Genomic DNA, 21,930 nt, shown 5'->3' on the forward strand with positions numbered 1-21,930 from the left:
GTCAGAAGGGTGTTGAGGTCTGTCGTCACAAACAGATCTTCAACACCCTTCGTCTATGCCCACACCCCGGGGTCGTTAGGACTTACTCGTCTAGGCCTGGCGCGGGCGCACCCCCGGCTCCACCGTCAGGGTCCCTGCCGCGGCGTCGATCGTGGCGTGCGAGCCCAGCGGAACGGTGAGCTGCCCGTTGCCGTGCCCCAGCCGTAGCCCGCCCAGGACCGGCACGCCGAGGTCGTACAGGCGGTCCTTGAGCACCGCTGCCGCGTCCCACTCGCCCGGTTCGGCGACACTGTTGGTGATCTGGCCGACGACCACGCCGGCGACCCTGTGCAGCACGCCCACCCGGCGCAGCTCGGTCAGCATGCTGTCGATGCTGTACGGAGCCTCGTCCACGTCCTCGAAGAAGAGGATCGCACCGTCGAACTTCGGAGAGTCCTCCGCACCGAGCGAAGTGGAGATCAGTGTCAGGCAACCGCCGAGCAGCGGCCCCGATGCCCGCCCCGGCACCACAACGGAAGCGGCTGTCTCGGCTGGGTCCCGGGAGATGGTGACCGGTGCGGTCGTCATCACCGCCCTGCGGAGCGCCTCGGCCGACTCGGGGCCGGTGCGGGCGTCACTCCAGTTGACCATGGGGCCGTAGAAGGTGACCAGGCCCGTCTCGCGCCAGAGCTTGCCGTGGATGCTGGTGATGTCGCTGAAGCCGACGACCACCCGAGGGTCGCGGCGCAGAACGGACACGTCGATCTGGTCGACGATCCGCTGCGTGCCGTAACCACCGCGTGCGGCGAACACGGCCCGGATGCCCGGGTCGGTGAGCGCGGCGTTCAGGTCGGCCAGCCGCTGCGCGTCGGTGCCGGCCAGATAGCCGTACTTGGTGAAGACGTGCCTGCCCAGCTCGACCTCCAGGCCCCAGCTCCGCAGGATCTCGATGCCGCGAGCCATGTTCGTGGGGTCGGGCGTGCTGCCGGGCGAGACCACCCGGACCCGGTCACCGGGTGCCAGCGCCGGTGCCCGCACGACGCGCTTCGCACCGACCGGCGCGGCCTGCGCTGCCGCGGCCTCCGCCGAGCCGACGAGCACCGCCCCACCGGCCGCCGCCGCTCCCACCCGCAGGATGTGCCGACGGGACAGGGGAACTCGCGCGGGCCCCTCGATCGTGGCTGGGTCTGTTTCAGAAGTGGCCACCGGCGTCCCCTCATCGTGATCAGACGATGTGTGCGAGCTGCCACAGCCTATGACAGACATCGATCGGTGTGGGGGTCCACAAGTGGCGTGACTGGCATGTTTTGTGAGGCCCCGCCCGCCGATGGCGGGGAGTCCGGATCCGTCCGTGACCCCGTTTGTCGCCGGGGAGCCTGGGAATTCGCCCCGTTCGTCAACAGGCACGCCTGACGGCATGCCGACGAGACCGAAGGAGCGGGGCATGGAGTACGAGCAGATGATCGCCACGGTACGACAGCGCGCGGGCCTCGGTGAGAACGAGGCCGTGCGGTCCGTACAGGCCGTCCTGTCGGTGCTCGGTGAACGGCTCGCCGGCCAGGAGGCGGACAACCTGGCGGCACAGCTACCGGACCGGCTGAACGGGTCCGTCACCCGCAACCCGCAGGGCCGCCGGTGGGACGTCGGCGAGTTCCTCAAGAACGTCGGGGATCGCGAGCAGGTCGCGAACGCGGACCAGGTGCGTCAACACGCCCAGGCGGTACTGCGTACCGTCGCCGAGGCGCTGAACGACGACGAGCGACACGACCTGCTCGCCCAGCTGCCCGGCGGCATCATCGACCTCTTCGGGGTGCCCACCCCGCGAGGCTGAGCCCCGCGCTGATCGGGCCACCCGTCCGGTGTGCTCACGGAATCGGCCACTCGTGCACCGGCCGGTTGCTGTGCATCAGGTCGACGTAGTGTCTGACCACCTCGCGCAGCGCCTCCGGCCGGTCCAGGTGGTCGGTCGACTCCAACCGGTGCAGCGTCTCCACCTGCCAGGTCGCGCCGTTGCGGCCAGTCAGGCAGCGCTGCTCGATGACGCCGAGCAACCGGTCGCGCTCGGCCGGGTCGAGGCCCCACCGGTCCAGACCGTGGTGCGCCATCGGCAGCAACCGGCGCAACACCAGCTCGCTGACGGGCAGGTAACCGAGACCGGGCCAGAAGACCTGCGCGTCGATGCCGTGCCGGGCGCAACTGGTGAAGTTCTCCTCGGCGGCGCTGAACGACATCTGCGACCACAGTGGCCGGTCCGACTCGGCGAGGGCGCGCACCAACCCGAAGTAGAAGGCGCCGTTGGCGATGGTGTCCAGCACGGTCGGACCGGCGGGCAGCACCCGATTCTCCACCCGCAGGTGCGGTCGGCCCCGCGACACGTCGTACACCGGGCGGTTCCACCGGTACACGGTGCCGTTGTGCAGGCGCAGCTCGGCCAGCTTGGGCACCTCACCGGCCGCGAGGGCCTGCGCCGGGTCCTCCGGGTCGCAGACCGGCAGTAGCGCCGGGAAGTAGCGCACGTTCTCCTCGAACAGGTCGAACACGCTGGTGATCCAGCGTTCGCCGAACCAGACCCGGGGGCGTACCCCCTGGGCTTTGATCTCCTCCGACCGGGTGTCGGTGGCCTGCTGGAACAGCGGGATGCGAGTCTCGCGCCACAGCTCCCGGCCGAAGAACAGCGGCGAGTTCGCGCCGACCGCGACCTGGATGCCGGCCACCGCCTGGGCGGCGTTCCAGTAGTCGGCGAACTGGGCCGGGCTGACCTGAAGATGGAACTGGGTGCTGGTGCAGGCCGCCTCCGGGGTGATCGTGTCGGCGGTGACCGCCAACCGTTCCACCCCGCTGATGGCGATCGGCAGATCCTCACCGCGGGCCGCGAAGATCTGCTCGTTGAGCAACTTGTAGCGGGGGTTGGCCGACAGCGTCTCGGCGGTCAGGTGCTCGGGGCGCAGCGTCGGCAGGATGCCGATCATGACCATGTGCGCGCCGATCGCCCGGGCCTTCACCTCGGCGGCGTTGAGGCTGGCCCGCACGTACTCCTCGAAGTCGGCGGTGCCGGTGCCGGTCAGCCGGCGCGGCGGCACGTTGATCTCGACGTTGAACTGGCCCAGCTCGGTCTGGAAGCTCTCGTCGGCGATGGCCGCCAGCACGTCGGCGTTGCGCATCGTCGGATTCGACGTCTCGTCGACCAGGTTCAGCTCGATCTCCACGCCGGTCATCGGCCGGTCGAGGTCGAAGCGCGACTCGCGCAGCATCTCGGCGAAGACGTCCAGGCAGCGGCGGACCTTGTCGCGGTATCGGGCTCGATCCTCTCGACTGAAGGTTCGTACGCCGACGTCCTCGCCCATGGTCACCACCCTGTCACCGCTGGTCCCCCCAACCTCGCACGTTGTCGGCGGGCGGGGAAGACCCGAGGCCCCTTTCCTACCCAACTGCCAGCCCTGTTAGCCCAGCCAGCGCGGACCGATAGCATTGCGCCCCGAGAGGTGGTGGCGTGCGGATGCGCGAGAAGGTGACCCGGCTGTTCGTCGCGGCGGCGATCGCCGAGGCCTGCTCCTGGCTGGCCCTGCTGGTCGGCATGCTGGTCAAGTACGGTCCGCCGGACAACGAGCTGGGCGTCAAGATCTTTGGTCCGATCCACGGCGGCCTGTTCGTCGCGTACGTCCTGCTGGTGCTGGCGGTGGCCCGGCTGCACCGGTGGAGCCTGCTGGCCACGGCGGTGGCCCTGGCCAGCGCGGTGCCGCCGTTCGCCACCCTGGTCTTCGAGCGCTGGGCCCGCCGCCGGGGCATGCTCGGCGTCGACCGGCAACCCGCCCGCGAGCCCGCCCCGGTCGGCTGAGCCGCCGGACCGCCCGCGCACCCCGCTGAACCGACCCGCCGACCCCGTCGGGGGGCCGGTCAGGTCAGCGCGGAACAGGCCGCTACGCCGGCCAGCAGCAGTGTGCCCAGGAACGCCTGCAGCAGCAGCGGCGGCCCTAGGTGCGACCAGAGCGTCGCCGTACGGGGGGTCAGCAACTGCCCGGTGGTGAGGTTGACGATCCGCTCGATCCGGGGCGGCAAGTCCGGGTCGCGTTGCGGGCGCAGGGTGAGCTGCACCTGGTCGGCCGGGTGCAGGGCGCTCTGCGGCAGGTGCCCGTGCAGCTCCACCTCGCAGAGCTGGCCGGCGGTGTTACGTAGCCGCACCGGCGTGACCAGGTATTCCGGGCCCTGCTTCAGCTCCTTCCAGCGACGGCGGGTGCCACCACCGCCGAACGAGAAGAGCGAGCGCAGCAGCAGCGCGGGCAGCCGGGCGAAGGCCGCCGCGGCGAGCACCGCCACCAGCACCGGCTGACCGACGCGTACCTCACGGGTGTAGCCGTCGAGCAGGCGGATCAGCCGCCCGGTGACGATTCGTTCCGTCGGGTGCACGATCCGTCGCGTGTCGAGTCCGCTGTCCATTTCCACCACCGAGAGTTCGCATGTGTTCACAGATCGTATCGACGTCCTCGGTTGAACGACGTGAATGAAACCCGGTCACGGGCTCACGGCCGCAAGGTGACATCCCCCGCGACCCGGGTAAGCGGGGGGCCGAGCTGGAAAGGGGTCGAGCATGCAGCTGTCCTTCCTGCGCCCGCTCTACGACCGTCCCGGGCCGTGGTGCTCGGTGTATCTGGACGCCTCCGCGGACACGGAGGACGCCAAACCCGCACTGGATCTGCGCTGGCGTGCCCTGGAACGCAGCCTGGCCGAACAGGGGGCGGACGAGGCGAACATCGCCGCGCTGGACCGGGTGGTCCGAGGTCACGATCCGATGGTCGGGGACTACGGGCTGGCGGTCTTCGCCAGTCACGGCCAGGTGGTGCTCTCCGAGTACCTGTCCGCGCCGCCACTGCGGGACCTGGCCCACGTCGGCCCGTTGCCGCACGTGATGCCGCTGCTCGCGCAACGCGGCGAACAGGTGGCCTGGGTACGTGTGGTCGCCGACCGGCTCGGCGCCGACGCGATGGCGGTCAGTGCCGGCGGGGTGCCCCGACGAGCGCACGTCGCCGGCCGGGACGAGTATCCGCTACGACGGACGAAGCCCGGCGGCTGGTCCCAGTCGCGCTACCAGCGGGCGGCCATGGAGGCGTGGCACCAGAACGCCGGCGACGTCACCGCGGCGACCGTGCAGTTGGCCGACCGGGTCGGCGCGGACGTGGTCGTGGTCGCCGGTGACGTCCGAGCCACCGGGATGATCGCCGCCCAGATGCCGGAACGTTGGCAGGACCTGGTGGTCCGCACCGATGCCGGGTCGCGGGCCGGCGGCGCCGACCAGACGATGCTGGACGACCTCACGGTGCAGACCATCGCGGAGATCGCCGACCAGCGGATCAGCGCCGCGCTGGACAAGTTCGGCGTGCAGGAGGACGTGGGCGGCGGGCTCGACGCGGTCGTCTCGGCCCTGCAACGCAACCAGGTCGACATGATGATCATCGTGGACGACCCGTCGGCCAACGGTGAGTTGTGGATCGGCGCGGAACCCACCGAGATCGCCGTCGACCCGGGGGAGCTGGCCGCCATGTCGGTGGCCGACCCGCAGCGGGTACGCGCCGACGCGGCGCTGGTCCGGGCGCTCGTCGGCGCCGACGCGGCACTGACCGTGCTCGGCGCCGACGAGGCACCCGACCTCACCGACGGCGTCGGCGCGGTACTGCGCTATGTCGACCCCAGCACACCGGGGCGCGGCAATGGTTGACCGAACGGTTGCGGACGTCCTGGTGGAGCGGCTGCTGGCCTGGCGGGTACCCCGCGCCTTCGGGTACCCGGGCGAGGCGATCGCTCCACTGGTCGAGGCGCTGGACCACACCGGCGGCGAGCCGGCGTTCATCCCGGCCCGGCACGAGGAGACCGCCTCGTTCATGGCCACCGGGCACGCCAAGTTCACCGGCGGCATCGGGGTCTGCCTCGCCACTCAGGGTCCCAGCGCCGTCCAGCTGCTCAACGGCCTCTACGACGCCAAGCTGGACAGCAAACCGGTGGTGGCCATCGTCGGGGAGGACATCTCCGGGCCGCTCGGCGGCGCGCACCAGGAGATCGGGCTGAGCCGGCTCTTCGGGGACGTGTGCAACCAGTTCGTCCGGTACGGCCGCAGTCCCGACGAGGTGGGGGCGCTGCTGGACCAGGCGTTCCGGACGGCGGCGGCGACCCGCAGCCCGACGTGCGTGGTGCTGCCCCGACAGTTGCAGGAGGCGCTGGTACCCGACCTCCAGTCGTACAGCGCCGGGGTGATCACGGCGACCCCTGGCGAGCCGCTCGCCCGGGTCCTGCCGCACGAGGCGGACCTGGACGCCGCCGCGCAGCTGCTCGGCGGCGGCCAGCGGACCGCGATCCTGGTGGGCCAGGGTGGTCGGGACGCCGCTGCCGAGATCATCGAGATCGCCGACCGGCTGGGCGCCGGGGTGGCCACCTCGCTGCTCGGCAAGCCGGTGCTCGACGAGCGGTTGCCGTTCCACACCGGGGTGCTCGGCGAGGTCGGCACCCCGGCGGCGGCCGAGCTGATGGGTGGTTGCGACACGCTGCTGATGGTCGGCACCAACGACCCGTGGACCGACTACTTCCCGATGCCCGAGCAGGCGCGTACGGTGCAGATCGACATCGACGGCCGCCGGATCGGCACCCGGTACCCGGCCGACGTTCCGCTGGTCGGCGATGCCGCCGAGACGCTGCGGGCGCTGCTGAGCCGGTTGCGCGGCCGCTCCGAACAGCGGTGGCGCGCCACCGTGGAAAACTCGGTGGACCGCTGGCGGGAGGTCGCGGCCGAGCGGGCCGCCGCCGCCGCGGACCCGGTCAATCCGCAGCTCGTCCTACAGGAGCTGTCCGCCCGGATGCCCGGCACCGGCGCGGTCGCCGTCGACGTCGGCTCGGTCCTCTACTGGTACGCCCGGCACCTCACCCTGCCACCGGGGGTCAACGCGCAGCTGTGCGGAACCCTCGGCTCGATGGGCTGCGCGCTGCCGTACGCGGTGGCGGCCAAGCTCGCCGCGCCCGACCAACCGGTGGTCGCGCTGGTGGGTGACGGGGCGATGCAGCTCAACGGGCTCGCCGAACTGATCACCGTCTCGCACCTCTGGCAGCAGTGGCGCGACCCGAGGCTGGTCGTGCTGGTGCTCAACAACCGGGACCAGAACGGCATGGGCGGTGGGCGACAACCGTCGTCCGACCCCACCCACCGCCGCCCCGACGTGCCGTACGCCGGGTGGGCCCGGCTGCTGGGGCTGCACGGCGTGCGGGTGGACCGTCCGGAGCTGGTCGGCGCGGCCTGGGACGAGGCCCTGGCAGCGGACCGTCCCTGCGTGCTGGAGGCGGTCGTCGACCCGGCGGTGTCGCTGGCACCGCCGGAGCCCGCCTTCGCCGACCTGCGCGGCCTGTACGCCGAGGGTGCTCCGGCCCGGAAGGTCCGTGAGCAGGTGGAGGTCACCGCGAGCGCCGACGATCTCGTTTAACCACCCCGGGCCAGGGCATGAGTAGCGGCCCGACGACGCTGGAGGTCCCATGTCCGAGCCCGCCGACCGCCGCTACGGTCCCGCGACAGTGCCGAGGGCACGCGGCCCGCTCTCCGCAGCGGTCGTGGAGGCTCTGCGGCACCCGCCGCACGACCTGCCGGCCGATCTCGGCGTCGACCTCCACCTGGCGGACCCGATCACCGACGAGGACCTGCAGCTGACGCTGTTCCTCTGCTACGAGTTGCACTACCGGGGCTGGCTCGGGGTGGACGAGTCGTGGGAGTGGCAGCCGACGCTGCTGGCGCTGCGTGCCCGCTGCGAACGGGTCTTCGAGGCGGCGCTGCGTCGGCTGGTCGGCACGCCGTCGGTGCCCGCCGCCGGGGTGGCGGCCGGCCTGGCCGAGGTGGTCGCCGCCGACGACGGTCCGGCGTTGGCCGCGACGCTGCAACGCCACGCCGACCTCACCCAGTTCCGCGAGTTCGTCGCCCACCGCTCCGTGTATCACCTGCGGGAGGCGGACCCGCACAGCTGGGCGCTGCCCCGCCTCGGTGGCCCGGCCAAGGCCGCGCTCCTGGAGATCCAGACCGACGAGTACGGCAACGGGCGGCTGGACCGGATGCACGCCGAGCTGTTCCGGAGCACCCTCGAGCGACTGGGCCTGGACACGGCGTACGGCGCGCACATCGACGTGGCGCCGGCGGTGACGTTGGCGACCAACAACCTGATGTCGCTGTTCGGGCTGCACCGGCGGTTGCGCGGCGCGCTGCTCGGGCACCTGGCCGCGTTCGAGATGACCTCCTCGCTGCCCAACCGTCGCTACGGCAACGGGTTGCGCCGGCTCGGCTTCGACGAGGTGGCCACCCGCTTCTACGACGAGCACGTCGAGGCCGACGCGGTGCACGAGCAGATCGCCGCGCACGACATGTGCGGCGGACTGGTCCGCGTCGAGCCGGCCCTCGCCCGCGACGTGCTGTTCGGCGCGGCGGCCGGACTCGCTGTGGACCGGCTGTTCGCCGGGCACCTGATGGACAGCTGGGCCGCGGGCCGCAGCTCGCTGCGGACACCCGCCCCGCCGCCCCCGCCGCCCCTGCCGCCCACGGTCTCGCTCGTCGCGTCGCCCGAGGTGGCCCCGCCCGCGTTCGTCTGATCCGAGGGGCTTGTCGCCGGGTGGGGGGCGAGCCGCCCCGGGTGGGACCTGCCGCCGAGTGGGGGACGTGCCGCCCCGGGTCCGCCCTTTGCTCTGCACCCGCCCATGCGCCGCACACGGTCCGTAACTGGCGCGTGGGCGGGTGCAGAGCAAAGGGGGGACGTGCCTCTGGTGCGGCCCCTCCGCGCCCTCTCGCTGCGTGACGCGGGGATGTGGCGTCAGCCCTCGCGGGTGGTGCCGGCGCGGAAGTTGATCGCCTTGTGGGTGCCGTCGCAGAACGGCTTGAGCGCCGACTTGCCGCACCGGCACAACGCCACGGTGCCCCGCCGCGCGTCGATGCGCTCGCCGTTCGGGGTGACCAACGCGAAGTCGCCGCGGACCAGCAGCGGTCCGTCCTCGTACGGGGTGATCGTGGCGGCGGCTGGCTCGCTGGTGTCGTCGGTGCGCATGGCCCCGGAAGTGCCCGTCCTGGCCCTGGCGAAACCCGAGCCGCCGAACGCCGGTGATGACCGGGGCACCCCGCTGACCAGCGGAATGTGCCGCCGGGTGGGTGATGCCCCGTTTGAACCCCATCGGGACGGGAAGCCGGGCCGCGTGGTGAGCGAACGAGGCAAGGTGGGGCCGGTGCACAAGGTGCACAAGGGGCCTACGGCTGATGGCGCCGGTCTCGCCGGCGACCGGGTCGTGGCCGCGGGCAGCTCCGCCCGGGTGCTGGTCGCCGCCACCGCACGGGCACTGCGCGGGGTCGACTGCGCCGACCTCGGGCACACCGGGCCGACGTCGCGGTTCCCCGGCGCCCCCGAACCGGTACGCCGTGCCGCGGTCACCCGCGCCGCCGGCCGGGTCGCGCTCACCGTGGCCCAGATCGACGAGGTGGACGCCGCGAGGGTGGCCCGCTGGTTCGTCGACCAGTACCCCCGCCGCCGCTACCCCGGGGTGCTCATCGGTTCTCCGCACGGCGCTGCCGCGCACCTCGCGGTGGCCCTCGGGGTGCCGTGGCTGCCGGCGGGCTTCGAGATGACCGTGCACTGGTCCGACGGCGCGGTGGACCGTCCGGCGGACGCCGCGGAGCATGGCGCGGCACTCTCCACCCGGTTGCTCGTCGCCAACGCCGACCTGCACCTGCGCCAGGTGCACTGCCCGGCCAGCCGTGGCGCGCTGACCGGGGCGACCGTGTCGCTGACCGCCACGTGGAGGGCTCTACCGGCCGCGTACGCGCGGTTCCTGGCCGACCGGCTGGTGCCGGGTGCCCCCGTGCTGCTGGTCCGCGACGCACGGACCTGGCCGGTGCTGGAGCGCGGACCGGGGCACAGCTTCCAGGTCGGCTGCCCGGGAAGTGGGCTGGACCCGGTGGACTTCCACCCGGACAGCCACGCGTTGCGGCAGGTGCTGCGCTCCGTCGGCGGGGACGCGACCCGCTGGGAGCCGCCGGAGGTGTCCGTGCCGTCGGCGTACGCCGAGCACGGCGTCGACTCGGGCTTCGAGCTGGCCGCGCGGGACTGGTCCACCCGGCACCAGCATCCGCTGCACCGGGTGTTGGTGCCCCGGCCGGCGGCACTGAGCGCGGGCGTGGCCGACCTGTACCGGCGGTGGCTGCGGCGCGCCGGCAAGACCGGTGACCGGTTGGTGGTCGAGTGCGGTCGACTGCTCGACCCGTGGCAGGTGGTGCGGGCGGGGCTGGTGCCGTACTGGTGTGAGAACGCCACCCGCCGCAGCGTCGACGAGGCCGAGTGGTGGCTGGCCGGCAGCGAGCCCTTCAGCTCGGTGGACGTGTTGCCCGAGCCGCCCGGGGTGCGCTCACCCGCGCTGGCGGGGCTGCCGCAGTGGCTGGCCGTCGCCGGGTTCGGCCGGCGGCGTCGGGCGCTGGACCGCACCACCGCCCGCGGGTACCCGGTCACCTCGGTGCCCACCCGCCGCGCCACCGAGGTGCTGCGCGCCCAGCCGTACGACCTGCCGGCGCCGCCCCCGCTGGGGGTCGCCGAGGCGCTGGCCGTGCTCCGCGACAGCGGCGGCCACCAGGGGTTGTCGGTCTCCTGAGACGGAGGACGCCGAAACTTCCTCGCGAACCCGGGGTCCCGTGATTGAGTACCTACGGAGCGGAAACATCGCTGGCTGCGACGGCCTGAATGCGCTGCGTAGAGGCGTTGTCGCCCGCTGGCATCCCAGTCACTGACCCACTTTCCGGCCCGGTGCGTGGCTCGACCACGCGCACGACCGGTTTCCCGATCCGGGCGGGGGACCTTCCTGAGGGAGGCGCGGATGTTCGGACAGACGAGCACGACCACGACCACGACCCCACCACCACCAAACGATCGGGGTCTGGAGGATCTCGACGCGGCGGCGATGGCGTACGCGGCCCGGATCGCCGGGCTGCCGCCGGAGCGGCGGGGGGAGGCCCGGGACGACCTGGTGCGCTTCGCGCTGCCGTTCGCCGGCCGGCTGGCCCGCCGGTACCGGGGGCGGGGGGAGCCGCTGGAGGACCTGGAGCAGGTGGCCCGCCTGGGGCTGGTCAACGCCGTCGACCGCTATGACCCGGAACGGGGCTCCTTCACCGCCTACGCCGCCATCACCATCGTGGGCGAGATCAAACGGCACTTCCGGGACCGTACCTGGGGCGTGCACGTGCCCCGCCGGCTGCGGGACCTGATCCTCGAGGTGGGGCAGGCGACCGCCGCGCTCACCAGCGAGCTGTCCCGGGCCCCGTCCGTGGCCGAGCTGTCGGCCCGGTTGGAAACCCCGGAGGAGGAGATCCTCGCCGCCCTGGAGTCGGCGGCCGGCTACAGCCCGGCCTCGCTGAACGCCCCGGTGGGCGGGGAGAGCTCCGCCGAGTTCGGAGACCTGGTCGGCGAGTCCGACAACGCGTTGGAGTCGGTCGACGACCGGGTGACGGTGAGCGGTCTGCTGCACCGACTGCCCTGGCGTGAGCGACGGATCCTCGCGATGCGCTTCTACGGCAACCAGACCCAGGCCGAGATCGCCGCCCGGTTCGGCATCTCGCAGATGCACGTGTCCCGGTTGCTGTCTCGGGCGCTCACCTGGCTGCGTCAGGCGATGCTCGCCGACGCGCCGCCGCCGTGGCAGAACGGCGCCGCCGAACCCGACCCGGGCAAGACCCGGATCTCGGTCAAGCAGAACGGCGACTCGGTGGTGGTCGAGGTCGGCGGCGAGATCGACCGCGACGGCGCGGACCAGCTGCGCCGGGCCATGCTGGAGGCGGTCACCGGCCAGCCCAGCGAGGTGGTCGTCGACCTCGTCGGCGCGGGTGGCTTCGACGCCGGTGGGATCGCCGCGCTGATGGCCGGTCGGGACGCGGCGGAGCGCACCGGGGTGCCGCTGCGGCTGACCCGGGTCCAGCCCGCGGTACGCCGTTCACTCACCGCCGCCGGGCTGGCGCCGGCCCGGGACTGACACCCACGGACAGGCGAAGGGCCGACACCCCGCCGGGTGTCGGCCCTTTCGCGCGTACCCCTGGTCAGCGCTCTTCGGTGTTGCCGTCGCTGTGCGGGTGGCGCCAGCGCTCGTGCGGCTTCGGCGCGTCCTCGGCGTCCTGCGGCGGGTCGGACTGCTCGAAGCTCGGCCGGCGGACGCCCTCGGGCTCCGGCACGTCCACCGGCCGGGCCCCGGAGCGCGGCGCGGGCTGGTAGTCGACCGCGTCGCGCGCGCCGTGCGCGCCCTCGGCGGCCGGCGACTCCGGGGCGTGGTGCTCCAGCCGGAACTCCTCGGCAAACTGCTGCGGCGGCTTGGTGGTGCGCTGCGGCAGGTCGCGTCCCAGATCGGCGACGAGCGGGCCGTACTTCAGGTCGAAGGCGGGGCGCTCGGAACGGATCCGGGGCATCCGGTCGAAGTTGCGCAGCGGCGGCGGGCAACTCGTGGCCCACTCGAGGGAGTTGCCGAAGCCCCACGGGTCGTCCACCGTCACCATCGCCCCGTACCGCCAGGACTTCCAGGCGTTGTAGATGAAGAAGAGGGTGGACAGGCCGAGGATGAACGCGAAGATGCTGGAGATCGTGTTCAGGGTCGTGAAGCCGTCGGTGGGCAGATAGTCGGCGTACCGGCGGGGCATGCCCTCGGCGCCCAGCCAGTGGTGCACCAGGAAGGTGCCGTGGAAGCCGATGAACATCGTCCAGAAGTGCGCCTTGCCGAGCCGCTCGTCGAGCAGTCGTCCGGTCATTTTCGGCCACCAGAAGTAGTAGCCGCCGAACAGGGCGAAGACCACGGTGCCGAACACCACGTAGTGGAAGTGCGCCACCACGAAGTAGCTGTCGTGGGTGTGCCAGTCGACCGGCGGGCTGGCCAGCAGGACGCCGGTGAGGCCGCCGAGCAGGAAGGTGACCAGGAAGCCGATGGCGAAGAGCATCGGCGTCTCGAAGGTGAGCTGGCCCTTCCACATGGTGCCGATCCAGTTGAAGAACTTCACACCGGTGGGCACCGCGATCAGGTAGCTCAGGATGCTGAAGAACGGCAGCAGCACCTGACCGGTGGCGAACATGTGGTGCGCCCAGACCGTCATCGACAGCACGGTGATGGCGATGGTGGCCAGAACGATCCCCGTGTAGCCGAAGAGCGGCTTGCGGGAGAAGACCGGAATGATCTCGGTGATGATGCCGAAGAACGGCAACGCGATGATGTAGACCTCGGGATGGCCGAAGAACCAGAACAGGTGCTGCCAGAGCATCGGGCCGCCGGTGGCGGGGTCGTACACGTGCGCGTTGAGCAACCGGTCAGCCGAGAGCGCGAGCAGCGCGGCGGCCAGCAGCGGGAAGACGAGGATCACCAGCACGCTGGTGAACAGCATGTTCCAGGTGAAGATCGGCATCCGGAACATGGTCATGCCGGGCGCGCGCAGGGTGAGGATCGTGGTGATCAGGTTGACCGCGCCGAGGATGGTGCCGAGCCCGGAGACGACCAGGCCGAGCACCCACATGTTCGCCCCCACGCCGGGGCTGTGGTCCACGTCGCTGAGCGGGCTGTACGCGGTCCAGCCGAAGTCCGCCGAACCCCCCGGGGTGATGAACCCTCCGATCACCATGAGGCCGCCGAAGAGGTACAGCCAGTAGGCGAGCGCGTTGAGACGGGGGAACGACACGTCCGGCGCGCCGATCTGGATCGGCACGATGTAGTTCGCGAACCCGAACGCCGCGGGCGTGGCGAACAGCAGCAGCATCACCGCGCCGTGCGAGGTGAAGAGCTGGTTGTACTGCTCGGAGGAGAGGAACTGCATCCCGGGGCGGGCCAACTCGGCCCGCATCACCATGGCCTGAAGCCCCGCCACCAGGAAGAACCCGAAGGAGGTCAGCAGATACAGCAGGCCGATCTGCTTGTGGTCGGTCGTGGCGAGGAACTTGATCAGGGAGTTGCCGGGGACCGGTGCCCGTACCGCTCCGGGAAACCCCCCGAAACGGGCCGGTGCCAGGATCGCCGGGCCCCGATCGCGACCGGGTTCCGTGGTTACCCGCTTGGGCATGGCTGCTCACCCCGTCGTGACGGCAGAAAGGACGGGCGTGCCTACCCGACCCTCGCACCATGTAACCAGGCCAGAGCGGTAATTTCGGTCAGAACGCTGGTACCGGGCGCAAGCGCCTCGAACGCTCAGGTTGCCGGCAGCATCGCCCAGACGGCCTTGCCCTGCCCCGCCGGCACGCTGCCCCACCGCTGGGTCAGCTCCCGGACCAGCATCAACCCACGCCCACCCTCGGCGTGCAGGTCCGTCCCGCCCGCACGGGCCTCGGCGCTGCTGCCGTCCACCACGGCCAGGTGCAGATACGGCCGGCGCAGGGTCACCGTCACCTGCATCGGCGTGCCGGCGTGACGCACCACGTTGCCGACCAGCTCGCTGAGCACCAACGCGGCCGGGCCGGACGCGTCCGGCAGGTTCCACCGCGCGCACGCCTCGGTGACCAGCTCCCGGGCCCGCCGACAGGCCCCGGCCACCGGCTCCAGCCGGGCCCGCATCCGCAACGGGGACGTCGTGCCGGCCAGCCGGGTCGCCTCGGCGCAGTCCGCGGAGACCGGAATCACCCGGCAGGTGGTCGACTCGGCCAGCCATCGGGCGGCGATCGGCGACGGGGAGCAGAGCAGCACCGGCACCGCCGGCCACTCCTCGGCCCGGCGGGCTGTCGCGGCGAACACCGACAGCGCCAACCGGTCCTCCACGCGCACCCCGGCCATGTCGACCACCAGCGCCTCCGGCTGGTCGACCAACGCGTCGCTGAGCGCCTGGTGCACCGAGCGCATCGTGCCCAGGTGCAGGGGGCCGGTGAGCCGGACGACCGCCACCGGCGCGGTGGTACGCACCTCGCAGGTGATCCCGCTCGACATCGGCGCCTCGATTCGCTGCTCGCTGGGTCGGGATCTGCCAACTACCCGAGGCCGCTCCCGATCAAACCGGACCGACGGCGGGGCGAGGCAGGTCACGTCGCCGCAACCCCAGGTCAGCGACGAGGACGGACGGTCAGGACGCCCAGGGCGATCATGCCGACGCCGAGCCCCAGATGCAGCCAGCCGTCGGCGTCGTTGACCGGCAGCACGTTCGCCCCGGTGTCGTGGTCCACCGCCAGCCCGTAGAGCCAGAGCACCAGATAGACCGCGCCGCCGCCGATCAGGAACGCCCGAGCACCGGTGACCGTCCGGGCCAGCAGCAGACCCACCACCCCGTACGCCAGGTGCACCAGGTTGTGCAGCACCGACACCTGGAAGACGCCGAACAGGTACGCGCCCGAGTCGTGGCCGGCGAAGCGCAGCGCGTGCATTCCGGTGGTGATCCCCGGCACGAAGCCGAGCGCGCCGACCAGCAGGAACAGCACGCCCACCGTCGCCGCCGCGCGACGGACCGGCGGTTTGCCGTCGGCCGGGTTGGGTCGGGCCCGGGAGTGCGCCATCGGTCCGACCATTCCCGGCTCCTCGTCGCGCGGCGGGCATGAGCGCTGCCGGCTACCCGCCGGTGCGACCGGCAAACCGGCCGGCACCGCCACCGGTCAGGCCGGCAGCAACCTCGGGGCGCTCGCCGACTGCCGGACCCGCTCGTACAGCTCGACGTAACGCTGCGCCATCACCGCGGGCGTGAAGCGCTGCGCGGCCACCCGCCGGCACTCGTCGGGGTCGAGCAGTTCGGCAGCGAGGACGAGGTCACCCAACTCCTCCTCGTCGGCGGTGAGCAGCCCGGTACGACCGTGCGCGATCAGCTCCGGCAGGCAACCCCGGGCGGTGGCCACCACCGGCGTACCCAGGGCGAGCGACTCGACGACAGCAGTGCCGCCCGGCTCCTCCCACCGCAACGGGAACAGCGACGCGCGGGCGCTGGCGAGCAGGTCGTCGCGCTCCTGGCCGGCCACGGTGCCGACCCAGCGGACCAGGTCACCGTCGACGTGCGGTGCCACCTCGTCGAGGAAGAACCGCACGTCCGGGTTCTGCCGGGCCTCGTCGCCGGCAGCGGCCAGGTCGGCCGGCCGGTGGTACGGGCCGACAGGGCCGGCCAGCACCAGCGGAATACCGACCCGGTGCGCGAGGCGGGCACCCACGTCCTGCCCCTTGCCCGGGTTGATCCGGCCCAGGATGAGCAGGTGCTCGCCCTTGTCCGGTCGGGGCCGTCGGTCGGCGTCGACGGCGAGCGGCGTGGACAGGTGCACGTGCCCCACCGAGTGCTCCCGCAGCGCCAGCGGGGCGCGGGCCAGCTGCGACGCGGAGACGCCGTTGACCCGGACCCGGTCGCCGCCGTCCAGGCTGCCGTAGAGCGCCGGGTGCTTGGCCAGGTCCCAGTGCAGGGTGTGCAGGGTCGGCGGCCCGGACGGCCCCATCGCGGCGAGGGTGGCCAGCCCGACCGCCTCGACGTGATCGTGCACCAGGTCGATGTCGTCGCGGGAGTGCAGCTCACGGACCACCCCGGCCAGGTGCGCCTGGGCGATTCCGCAGACCTGGTTGTACGGCCGCTGCAACGCGGCGAACTGGCCGTCGGCGAAGACCGAGACCTGCTCGTCCACCGGCAGGGTGCTGCTGCCCACCGAGGCGAGCACCACCCGTACGCCCAGTCGCCGCAGTTCCGGCACCAGCGTGGCGATGACGTTCTCGATGCCGCCGTAACCGGGCGGCGGCACCGACAGCCACGGCCCGGCGTTCATCAGCACGGTGAGGCTCCTGGCGCTCACGCGGCGGCCACCCGGCGGCGGGGCACCCGGTGGCGCAGTTCGGCCAACGGCGGGCGTTCCTCGATGGAGACGTCGCTGACCACGATCTCGCGGTCCAGGTTCGGCAGGGTGTCGGAACCACCGCGACGGAACTGCGTCAGCAACGACTCCGGCGCGAACCCGGGGGTCGCCCAGCCGCGCCGTTGCAGCCGGGTCCAGGCGGTCAGCATGATCTGCGCGGACATCCGGCCCAGGGCGGCGGTGTCCTGGTGGCGGTGCTTGCGCTCACCGAGGTCGACCTGCGCGAGCGCGTCCAGGCCGACAAGGTCGAGCAGGTCGATCATCATGGCCGTCTCCACCCCGTAGCCGGAGACGAACGGCACCTGGGCCAGCACGTCCCGGCGGGCCGCATACTCGCCCGCGAGCGGCTGCACGAAGCCGGCCAGCTCGGGCCAGAAGAGATTGAGCAGCGGTCGGGCCATCAACTCGGTCACCCGGCCCCCGCCGTCCTGCTCCACGCTGGCGGTGCCCACCAGAGGGCGGTGGTAGAAGCCCTTCACGAAGTCGACGGACGGGTCGGTCAACAGCGGGCCGAGCAGCCCGCTCACGAAGTGCGGCCGGAACTCCCGCAGGTCGGCGTCGATGAACGCCACCACGTCCCCCTCGGCGGCGGCCAGCCCCGCCCAGAGCGCGTCGCCCTTGCCGGTCAGCCGGGGCAACCCCCGGGTCATCGCGTCCTGGCTGACCACCTCCGCGCCGGCGGCACGGGCCACCTGCGCGGTCCGGTCCGTCGAGCGGGAATCCACCACGATCAGCTCGTCGACCAGTGCGACCCGATCCATCAGGTGCTCCCGGATCGTCGACACGATCGCGCCGACGGTGGCCTCCTCGTTGCGCGCCGGCAGCACCACGCTGACCCGGGTATCACCCTTGGCGCGCATCAGCCGACGGGTCGGCCAGTCCGCCGCCGCCGTCGTCCGGTACGTAGCCCACGCCTCGACCACCGGCGACACAGTCGATGTCATATCCCGCACGGGCACCCCTCCGTTCGTGCGTGGAAAAACCAAAATTGGTTGTTCCCATTCCTCATCACGCGCTAACCGCATCCTCGGCAACAGCTTGATCACAGAGGTGACGACAATTCGTTCCCGGGGGATGAACGTTTGATTGCGCACAGCTCAGGGGACTGCTCCCATCGCAGATGAAAAGTCTTCGAAGGGGTGTGGGGATGCGGAACTGCCGGGTGGGGCTGGTCGGAGCCGGCGGCGTGGCACAGCGTCACGCGCGGGTGCTGGCCGGGTTCGACGACGTCGAGCTGGTCGGGGTCACCGACGTGGCGCCGGAGGCGGCGTCCGCGCTGGCCGACCAGCACGGCGGGCGCGCCTTCGCCGACGTCGCCGCGCTGCTGGCCACCGATCTGGACGCCGTGTACGTCTGTGTGCCACCGTTCGCGCACGGCCCCGTCGAGGAGGCGGTAATCGAGGCCGGGGTGCCGATGTTCGTGGAGAAGCCCGTCGCGGTCGACCTGAGCACCGCCGAGCGGATCGCCGACCTGGTCGCGCGGCGGGGGCTGTGCACCGCCGTCGGCCACCACTGGCGCTACCTGAACGTGCTCGACCAGGCCCGCGACCTGCTCGCCGACCGTCCGGTGCGAATGGTCAGCGGCGCCTGGCTGGACAAGGTGCCCCCGGTGGCGTGGTGGTCTCGGCGGGACCGCTCCGGCGGGCCGGTGGTCGAGCAGGCGGCCCACGTGCTCGACCTGATCCGTGTGCTGGCCGGCGAGGTCACCGAGGTCACCGCGTACGGCAACGGCACCCCACCGCCGGTCGACGGCGCCGACATCGACTCGGTGACCACCGCCGCGCTGCGCTTCGCCGACGGCGCGGTCGGCACGCTCAGCGCCGCCTGCGTCCTCGGCTGGAAGCACCGCGCCGGCCTGGAGATCCTCGCCGACGGGCTGGCCCTCGCGATCACCGAGGAAGGGCTGTCGATCCGCGACGCCGACGGGGAACGACACGTCCCCGCCGACCCGGAAGCCGCCCGGGTGGCGGTGGACCGCGCCTTCGTCGACGCCGTCCGTGGCATCGGCGACGACGTGCGCGTCCCGTACGCCGAGGCCCTCGCCACCCAGCGCCTGGCCCTCGCGGTTGCCGACTCGGCCCGTACCGGCACCACGGTGCGGCTCGCCACCGCGACCGCGCCGGCAGTGCTCACCACCGGGGTGGCAGTCGATGCGTGACAAGGTCGTGGTGGTCACCGGCCCCGGCCGGGTCGACCTGGTCGAGCAGGACGCCGCCCCGCTGCGCCCCGGCACGTTCCGGGTCGAGACGCTGTTCAGCGGTGTCTCCGCCGGCACCGAGCTGAGCTACGTCAAGGGCACGAACCCCTACCTGAACGTCACCTGGAACCCCGACCTGGGCCTGTTCCAGCCGGGCGCGGCCAGCACCCCCTACCCGGTGACCCGACTCGGTTACATGCAGGTCGGCCGGGTGGTGGAGAGCGAGACCCCGGCCGTCGCGGTGGGCACGGTCGGCGCGATGACGTACGGGCACCGCACGGGCTGGCTGGCCGACCCGGTCGCCGAACGGTTCGTGGCGCTGCCCGACGACCTGGACCCTCTGCTCGGCGTCTACGTCGCGCACATGGGCCCGATCTGCGCCAACGGTCTGCTGCACGCCGCCGCCGACCTGCACGGCACCGACGTCCGCGCGCTCGGCGACGGGGTACGCGGCCGGCGGGTCGCCGTGGTCGGCGCTGGTGTCGTGGCGCTGCTGACGGCGTTGTTCGCCCGACGCAGCGGCGCCGCGTCGGTGGTGGTGCTCGACGCCACCCCGCAGCGCCGCCAGGTCGCCGAGGCGCTCGGTCTGGAAACCCTCGACCCCGACGCGGACGACCCGGCGGTGGTCCTCAAGACCCGTTGGGCGCACACCGCCGGCGACCGGGGTGCCGATGTGGTGTTCCAGTGCCGGGGGCAGGCGTGGGCGCTGCACCTCGCCCTGCGGCTGCTGCGGCCCCAGGGCACCGTCATCGACCTCGCCTTCTACCAGGGCGGCGCGGACGCGGTTCGCCTCGGTGAGGAGTTCCACCACAACGGGCTGTCGCTGCGCTGCGCCCAGATCGGCCGGGTGCCTCGCGGGCTCGCGCCCACCTGGGACCGCGAACGGCTGTCCGCCGAGACCGTCGACCTGCTCCGGACGTACGGCGACGCGATCCGTAAGCATCTCGTCTCGGCGGTGGTGCCGTTCGACGAGGCGCCCGCCCTCCTCACCGACCTGGCCGAGCGTCGTCGCCACGAGCAACAGGTGGTGCTCGCCACCTGAGCCGCCGTCGTCGCGTGCCCGGGGCGGCTACCGTTCGCGACATGAGCACCGTGCAGGAACGGCCGGTTCCCGGCGACACCTCGACCGACCGGCCGGCCGACGGCAGCCCCGCGGGCCGGTCGGTCGGTCTGGCCGCGTTGCTGCCGTATCTGCGGGAGCACCGCGGCACCCTGGTCGTGGTGGGCGCGCTGTCGCTGATCGGCTCGGCGGCGTCGCTGGCACAGCCGCTGCTCACCCGGTCGGTGCTCGAGCGGATCGGCGCCGAGCAGGGTGTGTCCCGGCTGGTGGCGGTGCTGGTGGCCCTCGTGGTGTTCGGCGCGGCGATCGGTGGGCTGCGGGACTACCTGCTGCAACGCACCGCCGAAGGAGTGGTGCTGGGCACCCGGCGGCGGCTCGCCGGCCACCTGCTGCGGCTGCCCATCGCCGAGTACGACCGCCGCCGCACGGGCGACCTGCTCTCCCGGGTCGGCTCGGACACCACACTGTTGCGCGCCGTCGTCACCTCCGGGCTGTTCGAGACGGTCACCGGGGCGGTGACGGTGGTCGGCGCCGGCACGGCCATGGTGCTGCTCGACCCGCTGCTGTTCGGCGTCACCCTGCTCGGGGTGGCGCTGGGGCTGATCTTCGCCGCCACCTTCGCCCGCCGGGTCCGAACGCTCGCCCGGGTCGCCCAGGAGCGGATCGGCGAGATGACCTCGGCGGTGGAGCGGGCCATCTCGGCAGCCCGGACCATCCGGGCCAGCCGCGCCGAGACCCGGGAGACGCAGACCGTCACCGGCAGCGCGCGCGAGGCGTACGCGGCGGGGCTGCGGGTGGCCCGGGTGCAGGCGCTGGTCGGCCCGATCGGCTCGGTCACCGTGCAGGGCGCCTTCCTGCTGGTGCTCGGCATCGGCGGGGCGCGGGTCGCGGCCGGGGCGATCTCGGTCGGTGACCTGGTCGCGTTCGTCATGTACCTGTTCCTGCTGGCGCTGCCGTTGGGTCAGGTGCTGCGGGCGTACACCCAGTTGCAGTCCGGCCTGGGCGCCCTCCAGCGGATCGAGGAGATCCTGGCCGTCCCCGCGGAGGGCGCGGACGACCGGCCGGCGCCCGGCAGCGCGACGGCGACCCCGCGCCGCCCGACCCCGATGATCGAGTTCGACCGGGTCAGCTTCGGCTACCCGGGCGGCGAGCCGGTGCTGCACGAGGTCAGCTTCGCGGTCGCCGCCGGCACCCGGACCGCCCTGGTCGGTCCGTCCGGCGCCGGCAAGTCCACACTGCTGGCCCTGGTCGAGCGCTTCTACGAGGTGAGCGCCGGCGGCGTCCGCCTCGACGGCACCGACGTACGGGACCTGCCCCGCGACGCGCTGCGGGCCCGGCTCGGCTACGTCGAGCAGGAGGCTCCCGTGCTGGCCGGCACGCTGCGGGAGAACCTGCTGATCACCACCCCGGACGCCAGCGACGACCGGTTGCGCGACGTCCTGGACGAGGTCAACCTGGGCCACCTGACGCAACGCACCCCGCTCGGCCTCGACGTGCAGGTGGGCGAGGGCGGCGTGCTGCTCTCCGGAGGTGAGCGGCAGCGGCTGGCCATCGCCCGCGCGCTGCTCGCCGGCCCGCCGGTGCTGCTGCTCGACGAGCCGACCAGCAACCTCGACTCCCGCAACGAGGTCGCGCTGCGCCGCGCCATCGACGCCGTGGCCGTCCGCCGGACCCTGTTGATCGTGGCGCACCGGCTCGCCACCGTGGTCGACGCCGACCAGATCGTCGTCCTCGACGGCGGCCGGGTGGTGGCAGTGGGTACCCACGCCGAACTGACCGCCACCGACCCGCTGTACCGGGAACTCGCCAGTCACCAACTGCTGGTCGGGTGACCGACGCCCGGTCGCGGCGAACTTGCCGGGCGACCGGGCCGCGCACGCCGGCCAGAA

General features: G+C 72.5%; 19 protein-coding genes. 10 read left to right on the plus strand and 9 right to left on the minus strand.

Going from position 1 to position 21,930, the window contains the following annotated elements; translation table 11 throughout:
- Positions 1 to 90 precede the first annotated feature (90 nt).
- Positions 91 to 1,080, minus strand: a complete 990-nt coding sequence (locus ACIBEF_RS30590; RefSeq protein ID WP_396796854.1) for an LD-carboxypeptidase — start codon at positions 1,078 to 1,080, stop codon at positions 91 to 93.
- Positions 1,081 to 1,423: 343 nt separating this feature from the next.
- On the opposite strand from ACIBEF_RS30590, the gene ACIBEF_RS30595 reads away from it, so the two are divergent.
- A complete protein-coding gene (locus ACIBEF_RS30595) occupies positions 1,424 to 1,810 on the plus strand; it encodes a DUF2267 domain-containing protein (RefSeq protein ID WP_396796824.1) in 387 nt (128 codons plus the stop codon).
- A 34-nt stretch (positions 1,811 to 1,844) separates the two neighbouring features.
- On the opposite strand, the gene ACIBEF_RS30600 is transcribed toward ACIBEF_RS30595, so the two are convergent.
- Entirely contained in the window at positions 1,845 to 3,323 is a 1,479-nt protein-coding gene (locus tag ACIBEF_RS30600; RefSeq protein ID WP_357206975.1) for a glutamate--cysteine ligase, read from the minus strand.
- 152 nt (positions 3,324 to 3,475) lie between these two features.
- Here ACIBEF_RS30600 and ACIBEF_RS30605 point away from each other — a divergent pair, with 152 nt between their 5' ends.
- Positions 3,476 to 3,814, plus strand: coding sequence for a DUF3817 domain-containing protein (locus tag ACIBEF_RS30605; RefSeq protein WP_355008027.1), 339 nt, complete (start codon positions 3,476 to 3,478; stop codon positions 3,812 to 3,814).
- A 59-nt stretch (positions 3,815 to 3,873) separates the two neighbouring features.
- Here ACIBEF_RS30605 and ACIBEF_RS30610 read toward each other — a convergent pair whose 3' ends face one another.
- Complete coding sequence (locus ACIBEF_RS30610; protein ID WP_396796856.1) at positions 3,874 to 4,422, minus strand: hypothetical protein; 549 nt, start codon at positions 4,420 to 4,422, stop codon at positions 3,874 to 3,876.
- Positions 4,423 to 4,564: 142 nt separating this feature from the next.
- Here ACIBEF_RS30610 and ACIBEF_RS30615 point away from each other — a divergent pair, with 142 nt between their 5' ends.
- From ACIBEF_RS30615 to ACIBEF_RS30625, 3 genes are read left to right on the plus strand one after another with little or no spacing between them, the layout of a single operon-like run.
- The gene (locus tag ACIBEF_RS30615; RefSeq protein WP_396796825.1) at positions 4,565 to 5,689 is read left to right on the plus strand and encodes a Vms1/Ankzf1 family peptidyl-tRNA hydrolase; all 1,125 of its coding nucleotides are present in this window, start codon (positions 4,565 to 4,567) and stop codon (positions 5,687 to 5,689) included.
- Positions 5,682 to 7,436 (plus strand): thiamine pyrophosphate-binding protein, encoded by a 1,755-nt coding sequence (locus ACIBEF_RS30620; protein WP_396796827.1) that lies wholly within the window; start codon positions 5,682 to 5,684, stop codon positions 7,434 to 7,436. The genes ACIBEF_RS30615 and ACIBEF_RS30620 overlap by 8 nt, the downstream gene beginning before the upstream one ends.
- A gap of 49 nt (positions 7,437 to 7,485) precedes the next feature.
- Entirely contained in the window at positions 7,486 to 8,583 is a 1,098-nt protein-coding gene (locus tag ACIBEF_RS30625) for an iron-containing redox enzyme family protein (protein WP_396796829.1), read from the plus strand.
- A 218-nt stretch (positions 8,584 to 8,801) separates the two neighbouring features.
- Here the strand turns inward: ACIBEF_RS30625 and ACIBEF_RS30630 are convergent, their stop codons facing one another.
- The gene (locus ACIBEF_RS30630) at positions 8,802 to 9,032 is read right to left on the minus strand and encodes a CDGSH iron-sulfur domain-containing protein (RefSeq protein ID WP_355007868.1); all 231 of its coding nucleotides are present in this window, start codon (positions 9,030 to 9,032) and stop codon (positions 8,802 to 8,804) included.
- Positions 9,033 to 9,177: 145 nt separating this feature from the next.
- Here ACIBEF_RS30630 and ACIBEF_RS30635 point away from each other — a divergent pair, with 145 nt between their 5' ends.
- On the plus strand, positions 9,178 to 10,620 hold the full coding sequence (locus ACIBEF_RS30635) for a hypothetical protein (RefSeq protein WP_396796831.1): 1,443 nt from the start codon (positions 9,178 to 9,180) through the stop codon (positions 10,618 to 10,620).
- 222 nt (positions 10,621 to 10,842) lie between these two features.
- Positions 10,843 to 11,991, plus strand: coding sequence for a SigB/SigF/SigG family RNA polymerase sigma factor (locus ACIBEF_RS30640; protein WP_091408326.1), 1,149 nt, complete (start codon positions 10,843 to 10,845; stop codon positions 11,989 to 11,991).
- A 64-nt stretch (positions 11,992 to 12,055) separates the two neighbouring features.
- Here the strand turns inward: ACIBEF_RS30640 and ctaD are convergent, their stop codons facing one another.
- From ctaD to ACIBEF_RS30665, 5 genes are all read right to left on the minus strand, one after another.
- Positions 12,056 to 14,047 carry a cytochrome c oxidase subunit I gene (gene ctaD / locus ACIBEF_RS30645; RefSeq protein WP_396796833.1) on the minus strand — a complete coding sequence of 664 codons (1,992 nt, stop codon included), beginning with the start codon at positions 14,045 to 14,047 and terminating at the stop codon, positions 12,056 to 12,058.
- A 125-nt stretch (positions 14,048 to 14,172) separates the two neighbouring features.
- A complete protein-coding gene (locus tag ACIBEF_RS30650; RefSeq protein ID WP_396796834.1) occupies positions 14,173 to 14,901 on the minus strand; it encodes an ATP-binding protein in 729 nt (242 codons plus the stop codon).
- A 113-nt stretch (positions 14,902 to 15,014) separates the two neighbouring features.
- Entirely contained in the window at positions 15,015 to 15,473 is a 459-nt protein-coding gene (locus ACIBEF_RS30655) for a DUF4383 domain-containing protein (RefSeq protein WP_396796835.1), read from the minus strand.
- A gap of 84 nt (positions 15,474 to 15,557) precedes the next feature.
- Complete coding sequence (locus tag ACIBEF_RS30660; RefSeq protein ID WP_396796858.1) at positions 15,558 to 16,697, minus strand: glycosyltransferase; 1,140 nt, start codon at positions 16,695 to 16,697, stop codon at positions 15,558 to 15,560.
- A gap of 23 nt (positions 16,698 to 16,720) precedes the next feature.
- A complete protein-coding gene (locus ACIBEF_RS30665; protein WP_396796836.1) occupies positions 16,721 to 17,728 on the minus strand; it encodes a glucosyl-3-phosphoglycerate synthase in 1,008 nt (335 codons plus the stop codon).
- A 203-nt stretch (positions 17,729 to 17,931) separates the two neighbouring features.
- Here ACIBEF_RS30665 and ACIBEF_RS30670 point away from each other — a divergent pair, with 203 nt between their 5' ends.
- The 3 genes from ACIBEF_RS30670 to ACIBEF_RS30680 are packed head-to-tail and all read left to right on the plus strand — an operon-like array spanning position 17,932 to position 21,873.
- Positions 17,932 to 18,942, plus strand: coding sequence for a Gfo/Idh/MocA family protein (locus ACIBEF_RS30670; protein ID WP_396796838.1), 1,011 nt, complete (start codon positions 17,932 to 17,934; stop codon positions 18,940 to 18,942).
- Entirely contained in the window at positions 18,935 to 20,023 is a 1,089-nt protein-coding gene (locus ACIBEF_RS30675) for a zinc-binding alcohol dehydrogenase (RefSeq protein ID WP_396796840.1), read from the plus strand. Before ACIBEF_RS30670 ends, ACIBEF_RS30675 begins: the two co-directional genes overlap by 8 nt.
- 41 nt (positions 20,024 to 20,064) lie before the next feature.
- On the plus strand, positions 20,065 to 21,873 hold the full coding sequence (locus tag ACIBEF_RS30680) for an ABC transporter ATP-binding protein (RefSeq protein WP_396796842.1): 1,809 nt from the start codon (positions 20,065 to 20,067) through the stop codon (positions 21,871 to 21,873).
- The last annotated feature ends 57 nt before the right edge of the window (positions 21,874 to 21,930 follow it).

Source organism: Micromonospora sp. NPDC050795 (assembly GCF_044456785.1).
Lineage (GTDB): Bacteria > Actinomycetota > Actinomycetes > Mycobacteriales > Micromonosporaceae > Micromonospora.

Excerpts from the sequence above, each read along its gene's own strand:
- ACIBEF_RS30615 (WP_396796825.1), top strand. The coding sequence starts at position 4,565 with ATGCAGCTGTCCTTCCTGCGCCCGCTCTACGACCGTCCCGGGCCGTGG.
- ACIBEF_RS30655 (WP_396796835.1), bottom strand. The coding sequence starts at position 15,473 with ATGGTCGGACCGATGGCGCACTCCCGGGCCCGACCCAACCCGGCCGAC.
- ACIBEF_RS30670 (WP_396796838.1), top strand. The coding sequence starts at position 17,932 with ATGCGGAACTGCCGGGTGGGGCTGGTCGGAGCCGGCGGCGTGGCACAG.
- ACIBEF_RS30605 (WP_355008027.1), top strand. The coding sequence starts at position 3,476 with ATGCGCGAGAAGGTGACCCGGCTGTTCGTCGCGGCGGCGATCGCCGAG.
- ACIBEF_RS30660 (WP_396796858.1), bottom strand. The coding sequence starts at position 16,697 with ATGAACGCCGGGCCGTGGCTGTCGGTGCCGCCGCCCGGTTACGGCGGC.
- ACIBEF_RS30650 (WP_396796834.1), bottom strand. The coding sequence starts at position 14,901 with ATGTCGAGCGGGATCACCTGCGAGGTGCGTACCACCGCGCCGGTGGCG.
- ACIBEF_RS30680 (WP_396796842.1), top strand. The coding sequence starts at position 20,065 with ATGAGCACCGTGCAGGAACGGCCGGTTCCCGGCGACACCTCGACCGAC.
- ACIBEF_RS30595 (WP_396796824.1), top strand. The coding sequence starts at position 1,424 with ATGGAGTACGAGCAGATGATCGCCACGGTACGACAGCGCGCGGGCCTC.
- ctaD (WP_396796833.1), bottom strand. The coding sequence starts at position 14,047 with ATGCCCAAGCGGGTAACCACGGAACCCGGTCGCGATCGGGGCCCGGCG.
- ACIBEF_RS30675 (WP_396796840.1), top strand. The coding sequence starts at position 18,935 with ATGCGTGACAAGGTCGTGGTGGTCACCGGCCCCGGCCGGGTCGACCTG.
- ACIBEF_RS30620 (WP_396796827.1), top strand. The coding sequence starts at position 5,682 with ATGGTTGACCGAACGGTTGCGGACGTCCTGGTGGAGCGGCTGCTGGCC.
- ACIBEF_RS30630 (WP_355007868.1), bottom strand. The coding sequence starts at position 9,032 with ATGCGCACCGACGACACCAGCGAGCCAGCCGCCGCCACGATCACCCCG.
- ACIBEF_RS30640 (WP_091408326.1), top strand. The coding sequence starts at position 10,843 with ATGTTCGGACAGACGAGCACGACCACGACCACGACCCCACCACCACCA.
- ACIBEF_RS30600 (WP_357206975.1), bottom strand. The coding sequence starts at position 3,323 with ATGGGCGAGGACGTCGGCGTACGAACCTTCAGTCGAGAGGATCGAGCC.
- ACIBEF_RS30665 (WP_396796836.1), bottom strand. The coding sequence starts at position 17,728 with ATGACATCGACTGTGTCGCCGGTGGTCGAGGCGTGGGCTACGTACCGG.
- ACIBEF_RS30625 (WP_396796829.1), top strand. The coding sequence starts at position 7,486 with ATGTCCGAGCCCGCCGACCGCCGCTACGGTCCCGCGACAGTGCCGAGG.